An 18,096-nucleotide genomic window follows, 5' to 3' on the forward strand; every position below is an offset into this window, starting at 1 on the left:
AAACTCAAATCATATATTTTGTATGATTTGAGTTTTTCTATTTACGAAACAATTTATTGCATGTTCTACTTACATGTAATTCTAAAAAACCAACTAAAAATTCATAATAACTTCCCAAACAATTAAATTATCTTTGTAGCTTATAAAGAACCTCCATGCGTATAGATATTATAACTGTTTTACCAGAATTACTTAAAAGTCCTTTCGAAGCTTCAATTTTAAAGCGTGCTATTGATGCTGGTTTAGTTGAAGTACATTTTCATAATCTTAGAGATTACACTAGCGACAGATATAAATCTATTGACGACACCCAATTTGGTGGTGGAGCTGGTATGGTCATGATGGTAGAACCTATTGATAAATGTATTTCCTATTTAAAAACAGAACGTCATTATGACGAAGTTATTTATATGACTCCAGATGGAGATACCTTAAAACAAGGTATTGCAAACCATTTATCTTTAAAAGAAAATATTATTATTCTTTGCGGACATTATAAAGGTGTAGACCAACGTGTACGCGATCAATTTATAACTCGCGAAATTTCCATTGGCGATTACGTGCTTTCTGGAGGAGAATTAGGAGCTGCTGTGTTATGTGATGCTGTTATAAGACTAATACCTGGAGTTTTAGGCAATGAAACCTCTGCCTTAACCGATTCTTTTCAAGATAATTTATTAGCTCCTCCTATTTACACCAAACCAAGGGAGTATAAAGGATGGAAAGTACCAGAACTACTATTTAGTGGCAACTTACCAGAAATTGAAAAATGGCGTGAAGAACAAGCCTATTTAAGAACTAAAGAGCGTCGTCCAGATTTATTGGAGGATTAATTCTTTAAATTCAAAAAAATACAATATAATTTATTTACACTTGAACATTAGTAGTTTCCTACTAAAAAAACATTTTTCAATTTAACTTACAGAGCACCTTTGAGAGCCAAGTTATTAATCACTTAATAATATGGCTTTTAGTAATTCTTGCAACAATTCAAAAAAACTAAACTGTAAAATAGGTAATCGATATTCTTTAGAAAAAAGAAAACTTAAACCTATTAAAAATAAATCAAATAAAATTAGTTTATATAAACTAATCTCTACATTTCAAAGTGTTTTCTGTTTTTTTTAAAATTTTATCGACTTTGTAAGTTATTTTCTAACTGTAAAAGTTTCTCTCTTTATCATACTTTCTTCTACTCTAAATTATATAAGTTTAGTAATGAGTATATTCAAAAAACTTTTAACTTATTACTATTTACTTATTACTTTTTACTTATCTTTGCAGCCAATTTCGGGTTAACCTCTGGCGAGAATCGTGAATGTTGTTCTGAATTAATAATTATTAAATATAAAGATATGGAATCTTTAATAAAATTTGTACAAGACGAATTTGTAACAAAAAAAGAATTTGCAGAATTTTCTGCAGGAGATACAATTACTGTATACTACGAAATTAGAGAGGGCGAAAAAGTACGTACTCAGTTTTTTAGAGGTGTAGTAATTCAACGTAGAGGAACTGGAACATCTGAAACTTTTACAATTAGAAAAATGTCTGGTACTATTGGTGTAGAGCGTATCTTCCCAATTAATTTACCTGCATTACAAAAAATAGAAGTTAACAAACGTGGAGCTGTACGTAGAGCTAGAATTTACTACTTTAGAGGGCTTACTGGTAAGAAAGCTAGAATTAAAGAGCGTAGACGTTAATAATAGTATATCTACAGTTTATGTAGAATTTAAAAGCCTTAAGATATTTTCTTAAGGCTTTTTTTTATTAACAATTGTTAATAAGTATGGTTGATAAGCAGTTGATATCTAACACCTTAAAAAATTGTTTTTTTTAAGTTCAGATATTATCTTAGCCATAGAAATAATAACAATTTGAATTGTTTTCATTTTTTAAATGGATTAATATTATTTCTAATATGAGGTAACGTTCTTTATTAAAATTGTTTTTTGAGGTTTTATTGTAACACGATATGTGTAATATCAAAAAACCATGATGTTATAAAAAGTTCTAGATGTCTTTACAACTAGAAACTAGTATAACTGAAAGTTTTATATAAGTAACAAAAACGAAAGTAATTGTTATAATATAGAGCAATGTTTTTAGTGAATTTTAAGCGAAAGCTAAAAAAGAACTATCAATATCAAGAAAAACAATTAACTGAAACTTTTGAGTAATAAGTCAATACATTTTGAAAATTACCAAACTGTTTCGTTGAATTAACAGCACTTGAATTAAAAAGGTTTAAATGAAAACTTTAAATTGATTTAGTAGCAATACTAATTAGGTCATGTTATGTTATTTCAAGAAAGCCATGTCAAAGTAGATTAAGTTCTATAGTGATATGGCTTTTATTATTTTATGATTTCTACGACCTATTTTTAACAAATTTATAAATACATTACCTTTTTTTACAATTATATCAAAATCTAATTGATTTAAACATTTTCATTAGTCTATAAAAAAGCCAATTTTTGTATATTCGCAACGCTAAAAACGAAACTATCTTATTTACTTCTGTTTTTAGCATAGTAATAATTCAAAAAAAAGTCACCGATGTCTAAAATTATTTATACGAAAACCGATGAAGCTCCAGCTCTAGCAACGCGTTCATTCTTACCTATTGTTAAAGCATTTGTTAAATCTTCTGGAATTAATATTGAAACTAAAGATATTTCTTTAGCTGCACGAATTTTAGCCATTTTTCCTGACTTTTTAAAAGAAGACCAACGTGTTTCGGATGATTTAGCCATACTAGGTGAATTAGCAAAAAAACCTGAAGCTAATATTATAAAATTACCAAACATTAGTGCATCTGTACCGCAATTAAAAGCAGCTATAGAAGAATTACAAGCTCAAGGTTTTGGTATTCCTAATTATCCTGATGAACCTAAAAATGATTCTGAAAAAGAGATTAAATCACGTTACGATAAAATTAAAGGAAGTGCAGTAAACCCAGTATTGCGTGAAGGTAATAGTGATAGACGTGCTCCCAAAGCTGTTAAGAATTATGCTAAAAAGAATCCACATTCAATGGGAGCTTGGTCTAGTGATTCTAAAACACATGTAGCAACAATGTCTCATGGAGATTTTTCTCATAATGAAAAATCTACAACTATAGCAGACGCTACAAGCATTACAATTGAACACATAGATAATAATGGACAATCAACTATTTTAAAAAGTAGTTTTTCTTTATTAAAAGGAGAGATAATTGATGCTACTATAATGAGTAAAAAAGCATTATTAAGCTTTTTAGATGAACAAATTGCAGATGCTAAAGCTAATGATGTATTGCTTTCTTTACACATGAAAGCAACTATGATGAAAGTAAGTGATCCTATTATTTTTGGTCATGCTGTAAAAACTTATTTCAAAGATGTATTTGCTAAACATAGTGAAGCTCTTGAAGAAATTGGTGTTGATGTAAACAACGGTTTTGGAAATTTAATTTCTAAACTTCACGAATTACCAGAAGCTAAGCGTAATGAAGTTCAAGCAGATATTGATACTGCTTTTAAAAATGGCCCTGCAGTTGCAATGGTAAATAGCGATAAAGGTATCACTAATTTACACGTACCTAGTGATGTTATTATTGATGCATCTATGCCAGCCATGATACGTACTTCTGGACAAATGTGGAATGCAGAAGGTAAACTTCAAGACACTAAAGCAATTATTCCAGATAGTAGTTATGCAGGTATTTATACAGCAACTATAGATTTTTGTAAAAAACATGGTGCTTTCGATCCTACAACAATGGGAACAGTTCCTAATGTTGGTCTTATGGCTCAAAAAGCCGAAGAATATGGTTCTCATGATAAAACATTTGAAATTCCATCTAACGGAACAGTTCGTGTTATTGACGCTTCTGGAAATACTTTATTAGAACACCAGGTAGAAGAAGGAGATATTTGGAGAATGTGCCAAACTAAAGATGCTCCTATTCAGGATTGGGTAAAACTAGCCGTAACTCGCGCTAGAGCTTCTCAAACACCAGCAGTATTTTGGTTAGATGAAAACAGAGCTCATGATGCCGAATTAATTAAAAAGGTAAACACTTATTTAAAAGATCACGATACATCTGGATTAGATTTAAGAATCTTATCCCCTGTTGACGCAACTATTTTTACATGTGAAAGAATTAAAGAAGGAAAAGATACAATTTCTGTTTCCGGAAATGTTTTACGTGATTATTTAACAGATTTATTTCCAATTTTAGAAGTTGGAACTAGTGCAAAAATGCTATCTATCGTTCCTTTAATGAATGGTGGTGGTTTATTTGAAACTGGTGCAGGAGGTTCTGCTCCAAAACACGTACAACAATTATTAGAAGAAAACCACTTACGTTGGGATTCTTTAGGTGAATTTTTAGCCTTAGCTGTATCGTTAGAGCATTTTAGTGAAGTAAACAACAACCCTAAAGCTAAAGTTTTAGGTGCAGCTTTAGACGATGCTACAGAAAAACTATTAGAAAACAAAAAAGGACCTTCTAGAAAAGTTAAAGAATTAGATAATAGAGGTAGTCATTTCTATATAGCACTATATTGGGCTCAAGAATTAGCTAAACAAACCGAAGATGCAGACTTAAAAGATGAATTTACTGCTATAGCTAAACAATTAGCAGATAATGAAACAGTAATTTTAAATGAGTTAAATAGCATTCAAGGAAACACTATAAATATTGGCGGATATTATGAGCCTAAAGAAGCGCTTATCAATGAAGCCATGAGACCTAGTAAAACATTTAATACTATTTTAGGGTAGAATATAATAAGAATAAAAATATTTTAAAAGCTCCTTTTTAGGAGCTTTTTCTTTTATAAATAAAAACTGGCGTGATTACCTCAAAGGTATAACATAAGTAAAACACAAAAGAAAATGAAAATTCGTATCTTATTTATTTTAATTTTATTACTACCACTATCAATTTTAAGTCAAAACAAATATTCGACTACCAGAGTTAAAACAAAATGGGCCACTTTTGAATAAATTTTTTATAACATTAATAATTAACCTTTGTGATGAGCTTTTTCTCGACGTGACAATCTTGTTTAATATTAACTACCTTCCTTAAGTCACTGGATAATTTTTATTAAATGTCTCGCTGTAACGAAAAATTAATATTCATTTCATTTACAAAAAAGAAAAGAACTCACGCCTTCTCATTATTTCAAACTCAAAATAGGACTTCTATTCGTGTTTTTGATTAGTAACACTCATGCACACTAAAAAAATCTGTATTTTTGAATTATGAACTTTACAAAAACTACCGAACAAGATTCTAACTACAACCATCTGGAAAATATGTCTATTTCAGAATTGTTAGAAAATATAAATAATGAAGATAAAACGGTACCTCTAGCTGTAGAGAAAGCACTTCCACAAATAGAAAAATTGGTAGAACAGATAGTAAATAAACTAAGCCAAGGTGGACGTTTACTCTATATTGGTGCTGGAACAAGTGGACGTTTAGGCATTTTAGATGCCTCCGAATGCCCTCCTACTTTTGGAGTATCTCACGATTTAGTTATTGGCCTCATAGCTGGTGGAGACACAGCTATTAGAAAGGCCGTAGAATTTGCAGAAGACTCTCTTACTCAAGGATGGGAAGATTTAAAAGCTAATAATATTTCGGGTAATGATGTTGTTGTAGGTATTGCAGCTTCAGGAACCACACCATACGTTATAGCAGCTCTAGAAACTTGTAATAAGCATAATATTATTACTGGTTGTATTACCTCCAACCACAACAGTCCTTTATCTCAAACAGCTCAATTTCCTATTGAGGTTATTGTAGGGCCAGAGTTTGTAACAGGAAGTTCTAGAATGAAAGCTGGTACAGCTCAAAAATTAGTACTTAATATGATAACAACAACTACCATGGTTCAGTTAGGACATATAAAAGGCAACAAAATGGTAGATATGCAATTAAGTAATAACAAATTATTTGATAGAGGTACTAAAATGATAATTAGCGAGCTTAATATTACAAAAAGTGAAGCTGAAGTACTTCTTGAAAAATATAAAAATGTTCGCTTAGCAATCCAAAATTATAATCATGGAAACTAAAACAGATAGAACAAATAAAGACATACTTGTAAAAGGTATTAAAATCATGGGAATCTCTCTAGGATGCATGTTTTTAGGCCCTACACTTTTTTATATAGCTTTAACAAACCAAGAAAAACCATTATATATCCCTATTTTAATAATAGCTATAATAGTTTGTGTTTTAGCTGTATTTTTAGCTTTTAAAGGCATTAATACCATTCTAGATAGTATGTTTAAAAAGAAATAAATTTTAGTTCAATGGAGCTTTCTGTTTTGGTGTTGTTGGGTTATAACCAAAATCGCTATCATTTAGTAAAATACCTAAGCGCTCAAAAATATAATTTATAATAGCATAATGGTGTATCGTATGGCTATTTGCTTGTGCTAACAAAGCACCATAAGTATATGGTATTTCAACTTTTCCTAATCCTAAATCATCAATAACAGAGATAGGCTTATTCATATCAAAATCTAAACTATTTAATCTTTCAATTATAGAACTTAAATATTCATTAGCGCAACCGCATTTAGATTCAACATCTGTATTTCTACTTCTTGCAGTTAGATCTACTTGATTTTCAGAATTCATATTAAATATACATTCATAAAAATCTAAAATATGCCTTATATGACTTCCTATACTTGAACAATAAGGAGGCACTGTAGCATTACATAATTGATCATCCGTTATATTATTTAATAAAGATTGAGATTTTTGCAATGTTTTTAGAGTAGATTTTATAATTATATTCATGGATACTAAAATAGCTAAATAAATTGAAATTTCGTTATATTAGTCTTAGACAATCCATATCCTTACATAATTAAAAGTACAGTAAAGCTTAAAAACAAACCTCTAAAAAAAACCAAAATATCTTAACAAACTATAAACCAATATTTTATTTTAAGATTTTAAATCTTCTAGAACCAACCTTAATTCACCATAAGAATATTTATCATCCAATTGATTTTTTAAATCAGACAGATTTTCAAAGTTTTTTTTGGGGATAATTTCTTTTAATTCATCATAATGTACTGTAGACATTAAATCCGTAATTTTTACATCACCCGAAGGTACAAAACTAGCTAAATGACCAAAAATAGTGTTCATATTTAGCTCCCTTTCATTAGCTATTTCTGCTATTGACTTACCAGACTTAAAAAGTTCTAGAGATTCCTTTTGAGTATTTCCTTTTTTTCTTTTAGGTTTTTCTTCTTCAAAAATCTCTTTATTTATAGACATTTCTATATCATTCTCTTCACAAAATGCTCTAATAACTTTTAAAATTACACTTCCATATTTTTCAACGCGAACCTTCCCCATACCGTTTACTTGTTGGAGTTCTTCTTTACTTATTGGTAAAGTCTCACACATCTCATATAATGCCTTTTGCGTGAATACCTGATAGTGAATTAAATCATTCTCGTTAGCAATATCATTCCTAAGCACTCTTAATATTTCATACAATTCAACATTTGCTGTGCCATCTACAACTACTTTTCTTGGCTTTTTAGGTTTTTCTTTTGCAAGAAATACAGACTTAGCTCTTAACTCTAAAATACTTTTTGATGTAAACCCATTGGATAATTTACTTAAGTACAATAATTTAGCAGTTAATAAATCTTCTATAAGATCTGCATTTTTAACTAAGTCCTTATCAATCGTTTTATTATCCGTTGTAAAACTCAATGTCTTTATAGCAGAAACAATATGTGCTTCGGTTTCTGTTTTAAAATAATTAATTGCTTTTTTAAAACGTTCTTGAATCATTTCGCTCAATTCTGGTATCCCTTCATCTTCAGAAAGGCTCTTTAATTGTGCATTAAAACCATTACTAACTTTTAAAAAATTAGTTACAGTATTTTTAATAGCAAGCATGGGTTCTTCAACCTTACCTTCAATACTATTTCTATTTTTATAATAAATATCCAAAAGTCGATTTATGGGATACATAAACTCATAAAAATCGAAAACTTCAAATATTAAATCAAGCTGAAAATTTTTCTGCGAAAGCTCTAAAACAGCTTCATCAGGCTCATTCTCTTCAGTATTTTTATTAAAAGTAATCACATTAGCATCACTAATAATTTGGCTAGAACCTATTTTATTTTTTAATACTAAACCCTCTAAAGATTTACATCTACTTAACGCCACATAAGTTTGCCCATGAGCAAAAGCACCTTGTGCATCAATAATAGCTTTTTCAAAAGTTAAACCTTGACTTTTATGGATTGTAATAGACCATGCTAAACGCAGTGGCATTTGAATAAAAGCCCCAATTTTCTCTTCAGAAATAGCTTTAGTTTCAGGATCTACCGTATAATTTATATTTTCCCAAATTTCAGGCTTGGTTACAATATTAAAATCATCATCTGGACAATGTACAACCACCTCATCTTTATCTAATAATATTACCTTCCCTATCTTACCATTAAAATAACGCTTTTCTGGACCACTATCATTCTTTACAAACATCACTTGAGCGCCAACCTTTAACTCAACAATCTCTTTATTAGGATAAGCATGTTCTGGAAACTTTCCTTCTATTTCGGCTTTATAAGTAACTACTTTAGGACTTAATTTATCTAATTCAGTATAATTGGTTGCTTCAGCTTTATTATTATGAGTGGTTAACGATATATAGCCTTCATCAGGTTCTGGTTTAAAATCTGGAATATATCTTTTGTTTAATTCTGCCGCGGAAGCTTCAGAAAGCGCATTATTTCTAATTTCATTAAGAATCTCAATAAACTTAGGATTATCCTGTCTGTATATATGCTTTAATTCAATAGTAACTGCAGCACATTCTTGATACGAATGACTACTAAAAAAGAAGCCATTTTTATAAAAAGGCTTTAATAACTCCCATTCATTTTCCTTAATAACAGGAGATAATTGTTGTAAATCACCAATCATTAGCACCTGTACCCCACCAAAAACCTTATTTCTATTTCTAAAACGACGTAAAGTTTTATCAATTCCATCTAACAAATCGGCTCTCACCATACTAATTTCATCAATAACCAATAAGTCTATAGACTTAATAATATTGATTTTAGTTTTACTAAATTTTCTATTAAACCCCTTAGAACTATTTAAATCGGTATCCGGTAAAATGGGTCCAAATGGCATTTGAAAAAACGAATGTATAGTAACTCCTTTAGCATTAATTGCAGCTACACCTGTAGGAGCAACTACCACCATACGCTTTAACGATTTTGTTTTTAGCCTATGTAAAAACGTTGTTTTACCTGTCCCTGCCTTACCTGTCAAGAATATAGATCGGTTTGTATTATTTACAAACTCCCATGCTAATTCCAGTTCTTTATTTACACTCATCAATTCTAATTCAAAATAGGGATTGAAGATACATAAACTACCCATTTTTTAGGGCGAGTTTTTAATAAAAATAAAAATCGCACTACCCTGTTATATCTTTATGCGATATTATAATGAATGCCTCCATAGTAAGTTGACGAGGTATCAAGTAAAAATATTTTTAGATTAATGAAAACCTAAGATTTTCAAATTTTACCCCGAGGCAAGCCTCGAGCGAGGAATTCTTTAGATTAAATTTATTTTTAGTTATTTAAACTCTTCTTTATTAATTACTTGATTAAATTTTATATTGGTGGAAATTTCCTCTACCCATTCATCTTTTAAGATTTCCCCTTTCCAATTAGATTTAGTATACCGTCTATAACTCGGTACTAAAATATCATTGACCTTTTCATACTTTACTTCCATTATTAAAGGCTTGTTTATAATGCCATGATCTACTACAGTAAATAAAAACTGATCTACTAATAAAGTTTTAGAATTAATATATAGATGGTATACGTCACTAGGATTTCCATCATTTAGTTTATATGAGATTTTTACAATATCATATTCATTTTCTTTTACAGTTTCTTTTCTAAGATATTCGTATTCAATACCAGGATCTAAAAACTTCTGCATCATAGTAAACCAAAAGAAATTTGTTTTACGAGTGAATTCTACTTGATGTAAGAGTTCTGGATCATTGATACTTTTGTTTTGGTGTTCAAGCGAAAATGTATCTCCATTATATTTCTGAATAATATTTCCTTTAAGATTAGAAAGCGTTCTTTCGTGTTTAGAATATTCACCCAGAGAGTGTTCACCTTCAAAAATATATTTTTCTATAGAGACATCTTCTTCCTGATCTGAAGTTCTGTAGGTATATGTATAAACTACATTTTTTAAAGCCTTTAATTTATCGTAAGTTCCTGTTTTCTGAACCATTTTATAAACTAATTCATGAGCTTTGTTTTGAAAATGGATTTTCTCTTCTTGGGATTGGTTTGTTGCTTCTTCCTTTTTCGAATTCTTACTTTGACAAGATGCCATTATAATTGTCAATGCTATTAAATATATTACTTTTTTCATTCTATTATATTAAAAACATTCCAAACGGTATGTTTTGGGTTAAAAATTTTTGTTACTCTAATTGTTTAACATAGGCAATAAAGCCAAATAAGTACTGTTGTAATATTTCTTTATCATTATAAAGTTTACCAATTCCTCTTGCGCCTTCAAAAGCGCTTATAATATACATAGCAGTCACAGTAGTATTTATATTTTTTTTTATCTCCCCTTTTTCTTTACCATATTCTAATAGGTCTATTAAAGCTGTTTTCCATTCTTCAATTATTTTTCTTAGGTTTATTCTAAAAGTTTCCTCAGCACAACCAAGTTCATTAATCAAATTATTTAATGGACAGCCTAATCTGCTTTCAGTTTCAGAAAAATTTGCAATTCGATTTGTAAAAAGATCTATCAAAAAAGTAATTACGGGTTTAGAATCATGATTTTTTATCGGGCCTATTATGCCATTATAAATTCTATTTCTCAGTATATGATTAATAGTTTGTTTACCTAAATCTTCTTTACTTTTGAAATGGTGATAAAAAGCACCTTTAGATAGTCCTGCATGCTTAACAATATCTGGAATGCTGGTAGATCTATATCCATTTTTATAGAATAACGTAAAAGCATTCACTAAAATTAAGCGTTGTGTTTCTTCAGATTTTATTCTTTGAATCATAGGCAAATATATAAAAAACATACCTATGTGAATGTTTTTAATTTTATTTTTTTGTTTTGAACGTGTTCCTTATATTTTGTAACGTATCTGGTATATATATAAAATAAAACTAGAACCTCCAAGAAAGTTAATCGATATAATTAGAAGTTCATTATACTTTTCTGGAATGGTAGCATGTAAATATAATGAAAGCCTGAAGCAGAATTATCTGAGGATTATCAAAAAAAACATTAAAATGATAGACAATTAGAAATACAAAGAAAACTAAGATCTCTAATATACCCTTTATAGAAAAAATTAAGGATATAGAGAGGATTACCTTAAAATGAAAATAGCTTCACTAACAAATAGTGAAGCTAAATTAGGATAGATAGCCAAAGGCTAATCCTCCATAGTTTGTCAAAAACAACTATTTTTTCCCGTTTTTACTTAGATTTTATAACAGTACTTTCTTCTTTAAATAAGCTGCTACAGACACAACAATAACTACTACTATTAAAATATAGATAAAAGTTGGTATAGGTAAAGGATCTCCTGCTGCATAACTATGTAGCCCGGACAAATAGTAATTCACTCCAAACGACGTCATAATAATAGAGCCAAAAGCAAATACACTAGCTGTATTTATGATGTAAGCACTTTTTAAATTAGGAATAAGTCTAAGATGTAAAACAATGGTGTATACGATAACACTTATTAAAGCCCAAGTTTCCTTTGGATCCCAAGCCCAATAACGTCCCCAAGACTCGTTTGCCCAAATGCCTCCTAGAAAAGTTCCAACAGCTAGAACAAACAAACCAATAGTCATTGAAATCTCATTAATATAAGTTAGCTCTTTTATTCGGATATCAATTTCTTTTTTAGTCTTATCTGTTTTAAAAATCATGAGTAATAATGCCATAAACCCTAATATAGCAGAAAGCGCCAAAGGTGCATAGCTACTTACAATAGTTGCCACATGTATTTTTAACCAAAACGATTTTAAAACAGGCATTAAATTGGTAATTTCTGGACTTAACCAATCTAAATAACTCACAAATAATAAAGCTCCAGAAAACAACGTAGAAAGCGGAAGAGTAAAGTCCGATTTTCTAAACGTTAATAAACCACATAGTAATAATACCCATGCTACAAAAACTAACATTTCGTAACCATTACTCCAAGGTGCATGTTGTGCTACATACCAACGTAGAATAATATTTCCAGTAAATAAAATGAAACAGATTAGCGTTACAATAACTAAAATATTCCAAATAATACTAAGCCCTTTTCTTTTAGTGAAGATTTTAATAATAGCTAAAACCAGAAGTATGGCACCTATAACAAAAAACACTTGAAATAACCAGAAATTAAGATTAAGCTCGTTATATAATAATTCAGCTTCTACACGCTTACGGTTAGGAATAATATCTTTACCCAAAATATCCTGAAAAGTCTTTATGTATTCCAATTTTTCACTAGCAGCCACCCAGTTTCTTTCCTTAATATCTTTAAAATAGGTTGGAATAATTTGTTTGGCAAATTGAGCATCTTCAGCAGGAAAATCATCAAAATGATGTGTCTGGCTATGCCACTTATTATTTTCATCATTAGCATTAGGAAAAACTCTAAAATAATTACCAGAAAAGACATTATATAAAATATTAAAACGCTCGTCTACTTTTAATACTTCTTTATCAAACTCACTACGTTCGGCTGGTTTCTTTTTATTAGTCTGTTCTACAACATCGCTTAATAAATATTTGCCCGCCTCGCCTATTAAGGTATTAAAAGCAACTAAACCACCATCACTAATATCTAAACCCTTAAATAATTCGCCTCCTTTTTTCTTATCTACTTTTATAATTGGAATAAATTGCCAAACATTAGATGCTGCTTGCATTGCTAAAAATGCTTGATTGGCATTTAAACGTACCTGCTTACCCCCTTTTGCAAACTTAAAGTAAGGTTTTCTAGATAGTTTTCTAAGAAATTCTGAAGCCAACGTATTCATAGGTTTAATTCGTCCATCTAAATCCTGAACCATTAACCTCCCAAATAACTCAGCATGTTGCTCATCAATGCGCTGTTGCTCTATAACTTGTATATTAATTTCTGGTTTTTCTTCTTGAGTAAAAACAGGACTTGAAAAACCTAATAAAAGCAACACCAATGCTGCGTGTTTTAATTTTAACTTTTTTAAATTTTTATTTACTAACTTAAAACGTGATGTTTTACCAAAGAGTGTAAAAAACATACCTATCATCATTAAAAAATACCCTAAATAAGTCACATTTGTTCCAAGAGCATCATGATTTACAGCTAATACTGTCCCCAACTCATCAGTATCATAACTCGCTTGAAAAAAACGATACCCTTTATAATCTAATACATTATTCATAAAAATACGATGTGGTATTTCTGTATTATTATCTATAACTTTTACTTCACTTGCATACGCCGATGGACTTGTTGATCCTGGGTAACGTTCTAACTGAAAATCGTTTAAATAAATTGAAAAAGGTGTTATTATTGGTTCTGCTCCATAAGATAATGAGATTTTAATATCATTAATATCAACCTTATGTTTAGTCGGTAAAAAACCTTCTCGGTAAAGTAATGTGGTTTCTTTAATAACATCATCAACTTTAACATTTACAACCAAAGCATCGTCCTTTTGCTTATCATTATCTTTTGTTTTTTCCGAAGTACTTTTTAAACCAATTTCTCCTTTTGGATGGTATGATAGTAATACAAAAGAAGCATCTCCATCGCGATATAATGTTCGTAATTGTATTGCTTGTAAGCTATCTTTCTTTAATGTACTTGCTGTTTCTGTAGCCATTACAAACGATCCCAAATCTCTAGGTGAGTATATACTAAACTCGCCGTTATTTTCGGTTATGTTTATAACATCTTCTTCTTTAACCTCAAAACCTATTTTATGTTTATGAGCTCCAATAGCTTCAACCTCTCCTTTTTCTAAAAAAACAGTTTCTCTTCCATTACCCGAAGACACTACCATTTCAATAATTGCCTTTCCTTTTTCAGCATCATCTTTTATTTCTGGAATAGCATCTGCTACAAATTCCTGATAAAACACCGTAATTGGCTTGTCATTAAAAACGGTTTCTATACTAAAATCATTATTACTTAAAGGTGAAAAATTAAGTTGTTTTTTAATGGTTTTAGAATTCGTACCATTAGATAAATGAATATGTAAATAATTATTATCCGAAATAATAACATTCGACGATGTTCCTTCACGCACTCGCATAATACCTCCATAAGAAACATAACGTGTAATACCTGCACCTAATAAAATAATTACAAATGCTAAATGAAACAGTAATAGTGCCCATTTATCTAGACGCCATAGCTTGTATTTATAAATATTCATAATAAAACAAACTCCCAACCCTAACATAACAAGTTCAAACCACCAAGCATCATAAATCATTTTCCATGCCGTAGTCGTACCAAAATCGTTTTCTATAAAAGTAGCTACAGCCATAGAAACCCCGAATATAAATAAGAGTAAAACTGCTAAAATGGGAGATGCAAATAGGCGTAAAAGTTTATTCATTTTAATTATTTAGGAGATTAAATAGATAAGAGGTTATCTAAAAAATCGTTTTTAATATCATGACAAGAAGTAAACTTTAAATCTAATTATCTAGTAAAAAGATAACTTCGCTCTCGTATATAATGACATTATATTTGACTTTTAAACAACCTCCTAACTTTAGTATTTTTGTTATTTATTTTCTACAGAAGACACTGTTTTAATATCCATTTTATCTTCTCGCGCTTTAGCTTCTTCTAACCATTTTGGCAATAAGGTTTTCTTGAATTCTTCTTTTTCTGCCTCTAATTTTTCAATATCTAAACCTATAAACTTTTGAGCTTTCTCTTTTGTTGAAATATCTGGCATTTCTATAGGCTTATTGTGTCCTAAATCAGCTAACAAACGTGCCAATTTAACGCGTGATTCTTGAACAATTACTAATCCACTACCAATAACTCTGGCTGTTTCAACTGGTGAGTGAAAAGATGCTCCATGCGAAGCTGCAGAGTAATCCCAACGCCATTGTCCATGACGAATGTCTGTTAAAATAGGTTTCATTTGAGCTTCTGTAGCTCCTAGATCCCAACATTTTTTAGCTTCTAAATGTGCTTTTACTAAAAGATCTTCTAATTTTAAACGGTTTTCGGTTGCTTTACGTTGTCTTTCATAAACATTAGCTATAAGTTTACTTGACTCTTCTCTATGGCATACTTGACAAGCATTAGATGTATTATTTAAAGGTGATTGGATATGATGATCTGTAAATTTCTGTCCACCTTCACTCTTATATGGCATATGGCAATCTGCACAAGATACACCACGATCTGCATGTACTCCAGTTTTGAAAGTTTCATATCCTGGATGCTGAGCCTTTAGCATAGGCGTTCTGCTTAACTTGTGAGTCCAATCTGAAAACTCTAAATTATCATAATAATTCTCCATATCTTCTACAGTCATACCATCTTTCCATGGAAATACTAAATACGGTGTCCCTTCTTTCCCTGGTAACTTTTTATCAAAATAATATTCGACATGACATTGTGCACAAACCAGAGAACGCATTTCATTATGTGTCGCTTGGTTAATATCTTTCCCCATAGCATCAAAGGCTTCTACTAAAGCAGGTCTTGTAATACGAAGCTTCATCGTTTCCGGATTATGGCAATCTGCACAGCCAATAGAATTTACAATCTGCTCGCCTTTATCTGCCCATTTTCCGCTATAAAACTCGGCAATACCAATCTCATTCATTAAACGTGGTACATCTGGACTTTTACAAGTCCAACAAGTTGCTGGCATTGATCCATCCCCTTTTCCTTTTGGTCCTCCTGTTCTTAATGTGTTATGAATATCTTCTACAGCATAAGCATGTCCTCTACCTTGGTTATAATCTTTAGAAAACCCATAACCTGCAAATAAAACAACTAAACGTGGATCATCCTCTAAAATATCTCGCATTGCAGATCCGCCTTGGTATGATTTAAATGTTGTATCTAATGTCTGTAAAGACGATTGATATTCTAATGGAAAATTTTCTCCCCAAACGTCATTTCTAGGTTCATTCTCGATAATATCTACATGAGGCACATATTTGTACTTTGCTTCAGACTTTCTATTAACTATACTAGAAGCTAAAAGCCCTAGTAGAAAGACAACGATAATGGTTACTATAAATAATACTTTGTTTTTCATATTAAGTGAATGATTAATTTTATTAGTCTTTAATTTCTTTATCTAGCCAAGAAGGTATTACGAGTTCATCTTCTTTATCTGTTGGTAATGGTGCTATGTTATATTTTATCGTACTTAAACCATGTATTTTACCATGAGGTACTTGCTTATGACAACTCCAACATTGCCGCTCTGTTCTATTCTCTCTATGATCTTCTAACCAACCATCATATTTTACTTGAGTCACTTGTTGTACATGGCAACGAATACAATTGTTTTGTACCACTTCTTGAGAAGCTTCTTGCATTTCAATAACGTCTGGTTCTGCTCGTGCTGTAAAAATAGTAGCATGATACAGCCCATCTTTTGCTTTAAAATAATATTTATTAAAGGTATTATCGTGAGGTACATGACAATCGTTACATTTTGCCCACTCACGATGAGAACTATGCATCCAACTATTATAAACAGGTGTCATAACATGGCAATTTACACAGGCTTGTGGATCATCAGACAGATAAGAGACTATTTTAGATTCTCTAGCCATAAACAAACCTAAACCAATAACAACAGCGATAAAAAATACTGCAGTTGTTCTCCATCTAGACTTTTTTTCAGGTAATATTCGTCGTTTTACTTCCAATAGTTTTATTTATCAAATTAATATTCTATATCTTCTAATATATATTATAGTATACAAATTGCTTAAGCGAAATTAGTATTTGCCCTTCTTGAAAAATATGACAATTATCATATAAATAATTTATTCTTAAATTATTTATATGTTTTATACCATTGATTTCTAAAAGTATTTTAAAGCTTTGTTATCTTTATAACCTAAATTCTAATTAATAAATAAATTTTAAGAGAACTAAACCTCTGAAAGCGATTTATTATCGCCTCTAAACTTCCAGTGATTTTCTGTTTAGCTTATTACTATTGTAAAAAAGCAACCAAAAAGTTAATAAATACCTTTTTAAAAAACCATCAAAATATTCCTCTATCATATCAAAAAAGGAAATAATTATCATTCTATATTTTTATACTTAAAACACATGAAAAATACTTCCTGCAGTACTATTTATGATAATAAATTTACTAATTCATTTATTTAACAGGAAACAGTTGTTGTAAGTCTTTAATCATTAAAACCTATATACATGATTAAAAACTTATTTATATTTCTAAAACTATGTTAACTTTTTATTGATCACAATTCAAAAAATAAAACCGCCCTATCAACTATATATAAAAAGAAGAGTTTTTGATTCAATAAAAAAAATAATTGATGGTCAATAGGATAAGAACAATATCATTTATAATGTTACTATTTTATTTAATAAAAATACAAGCTCAAAATAGAAAGTATATTTTAACTAAAACCTAAAATTTAATAATGCCATATATTACAAGCGCATTAACAAAAGGTGATAAAATTTTAATCAATTAAAAGAAATTGTTATAGAAAGTTCTTAGTCTCTAAACAAAAGTTTCAAATACAGAAAGATATAAAGTATATTATTATTGATTCTAAATTATATTCTGAATTAAAAATTATAAAAGAAAATGTAAAAATACTTTTCAAATAATACGATTTTTCTTTGAGATCTTAATTATTTAAACAAACTCCAATAAACAAAAGTAGTTTTTAACTCTTACCAGTTGTATCTTGAATTCTCTATAAACTGCCCTTTTCTTATTATAGATTTATTCTAAGACATAGAAAGTACTCGAATCGACTAAAAGTCA

General features: G+C 29.9%; 12 protein-coding genes. 5 read left to right on the plus strand and 7 right to left on the minus strand.

Going from position 1 to position 18,096, the window contains the following annotated elements; genetic code table 11:
* Positions 1 to 155 precede the first annotated feature (155 nt).
* The 5 genes from trmD to A8C32_RS16305 all read left to right on the plus strand — a co-directional run bounded on the left by trmD (position 156) and on the right by A8C32_RS16305 (position 6,307).
* Positions 156 to 833, plus strand: coding sequence for a tRNA (guanosine(37)-N1)-methyltransferase TrmD (gene trmD / locus A8C32_RS16285; protein ID WP_069831466.1), 678 nt, complete (start codon positions 156 to 158; stop codon positions 831 to 833).
* Positions 834 to 1,355: 522 nt separating this feature from the next.
* Positions 1,356 to 1,706 (plus strand): 50S ribosomal protein L19, encoded by a 351-nt coding sequence (gene rplS / locus A8C32_RS16290; RefSeq protein WP_069831467.1) that lies wholly within the window; start codon positions 1,356 to 1,358, stop codon positions 1,704 to 1,706.
* Between the two features lie 856 nt (positions 1,707 to 2,562).
* The gene (locus A8C32_RS16295; protein WP_069831468.1) at positions 2,563 to 4,773 is read left to right on the plus strand and encodes an NADP-dependent isocitrate dehydrogenase; all 2,211 of its coding nucleotides are present in this window, start codon (positions 2,563 to 2,565) and stop codon (positions 4,771 to 4,773) included.
* Positions 4,774 to 5,259: 486 nt separating this feature from the next.
* Positions 5,260 to 6,078, plus strand: coding sequence for an N-acetylmuramic acid 6-phosphate etherase (gene murQ, locus A8C32_RS16300; RefSeq protein WP_069831469.1), 819 nt, complete (start codon positions 5,260 to 5,262; stop codon positions 6,076 to 6,078).
* The gene (locus tag A8C32_RS16305) at positions 6,068 to 6,307 is read left to right on the plus strand and encodes a DUF6095 family protein (RefSeq protein ID WP_069831470.1); all 240 of its coding nucleotides are present in this window, start codon (positions 6,068 to 6,070) and stop codon (positions 6,305 to 6,307) included. Before murQ ends, A8C32_RS16305 begins: the two co-directional genes overlap by 11 nt.
* A gap of 3 nt (positions 6,308 to 6,310) precedes the next feature.
* Here the strand turns inward: A8C32_RS16305 and A8C32_RS16310 are convergent, their stop codons facing one another.
* The 7 genes from A8C32_RS16310 to nrfH all read right to left on the minus strand — a co-directional run bounded on the left by A8C32_RS16310 (position 6,311) and on the right by nrfH (position 16,990).
* Positions 6,311 to 6,814, minus strand: a complete 504-nt coding sequence (locus tag A8C32_RS16310) for a DinB family protein (RefSeq protein WP_069831471.1) — start codon at positions 6,812 to 6,814, stop codon at positions 6,311 to 6,313.
* A gap of 150 nt (positions 6,815 to 6,964) precedes the next feature.
* Positions 6,965 to 9,445, minus strand: a complete 2,481-nt coding sequence (locus tag A8C32_RS16315) for a helix-turn-helix domain-containing protein (RefSeq protein WP_349267255.1) — start codon at positions 9,443 to 9,445, stop codon at positions 6,965 to 6,967.
* 201 nt (positions 9,446 to 9,646) lie between these two features.
* Positions 9,647 to 10,471, minus strand: coding sequence for a hypothetical protein (locus A8C32_RS16320; RefSeq protein ID WP_069831473.1), 825 nt, complete (start codon positions 10,469 to 10,471; stop codon positions 9,647 to 9,649).
* A gap of 52 nt (positions 10,472 to 10,523) precedes the next feature.
* Positions 10,524 to 11,129 carry a TetR/AcrR family transcriptional regulator gene (locus A8C32_RS16325; RefSeq protein WP_069831474.1) on the minus strand — a complete coding sequence of 202 codons (606 nt, stop codon included), beginning with the start codon at positions 11,127 to 11,129 and terminating at the stop codon, positions 10,524 to 10,526.
* A gap of 436 nt (positions 11,130 to 11,565) precedes the next feature.
* Positions 11,566 to 14,694: a cytochrome c biogenesis protein CcsA gene (locus tag A8C32_RS16330; RefSeq protein WP_069831475.1), complete on the minus strand. Its 3,129-nt coding sequence runs from the start codon at positions 14,692 to 14,694 to the stop codon at positions 11,566 to 11,568.
* A gap of 171 nt (positions 14,695 to 14,865) precedes the next feature.
* The gene (gene nrfA, locus A8C32_RS16335; RefSeq protein WP_069831476.1) at positions 14,866 to 16,368 is read right to left on the minus strand and encodes an ammonia-forming cytochrome c nitrite reductase; all 1,503 of its coding nucleotides are present in this window, start codon (positions 16,366 to 16,368) and stop codon (positions 14,866 to 14,868) included.
* 22 nt (positions 16,369 to 16,390) lie between these two features.
* On the minus strand, positions 16,391 to 16,990 hold the full coding sequence (nrfH, locus tag A8C32_RS16340) for a cytochrome c nitrite reductase small subunit (protein WP_069831477.1): 600 nt from the start codon (positions 16,988 to 16,990) through the stop codon (positions 16,391 to 16,393).
* Between the last annotated feature and the right edge of the window lie 1,106 nt (positions 16,991 to 18,096).

It is taken from the genome of Flavivirga aquatica, assembly GCF_001747085.1.
Lineage (GTDB): Bacteria > Bacteroidota > Bacteroidia > Flavobacteriales > Flavobacteriaceae > Algibacter_C > Algibacter_C aquatica.

Coding starts and splice junctions, on each gene's coding strand:
- nrfA (WP_069831476.1), bottom strand. CDS start 16,368: ATGAAAAACAAAGTATTATTTATAGTAACCATTATCGTTGTCTTTCTA.
- A8C32_RS16325 (WP_069831474.1), bottom strand. CDS start 11,129: ATGATTCAAAGAATAAAATCTGAAGAAACACAACGCTTAATTTTAGTG.
- rplS (WP_069831467.1), top strand. CDS start 1,356: ATGGAATCTTTAATAAAATTTGTACAAGACGAATTTGTAACAAAAAAA.
- trmD (WP_069831466.1), top strand. CDS start 156: ATGCGTATAGATATTATAACTGTTTTACCAGAATTACTTAAAAGTCCT.
- A8C32_RS16315 (WP_349267255.1), bottom strand. CDS start 9,445: ATGGGTAGTTTATGTATCTTCAATCCCTATTTTGAATTAGAATTGATG.
- A8C32_RS16295 (WP_069831468.1), top strand. CDS start 2,563: ATGTCTAAAATTATTTATACGAAAACCGATGAAGCTCCAGCTCTAGCA.
- A8C32_RS16305 (WP_069831470.1), top strand. CDS start 6,068: ATGGAAACTAAAACAGATAGAACAAATAAAGACATACTTGTAAAAGGT.
- murQ (WP_069831469.1), top strand. CDS start 5,260: ATGAACTTTACAAAAACTACCGAACAAGATTCTAACTACAACCATCTG.
- A8C32_RS16320 (WP_069831473.1), bottom strand. CDS start 10,471: ATGAAAAAAGTAATATATTTAATAGCATTGACAATTATAATGGCATCT.
- A8C32_RS16310 (WP_069831471.1), bottom strand. CDS start 6,814: ATGAATATAATTATAAAATCTACTCTAAAAACATTGCAAAAATCTCAA.
- A8C32_RS16330 (WP_069831475.1), bottom strand. CDS start 14,694: ATGAATAAACTTTTACGCCTATTTGCATCTCCCATTTTAGCAGTTTTA.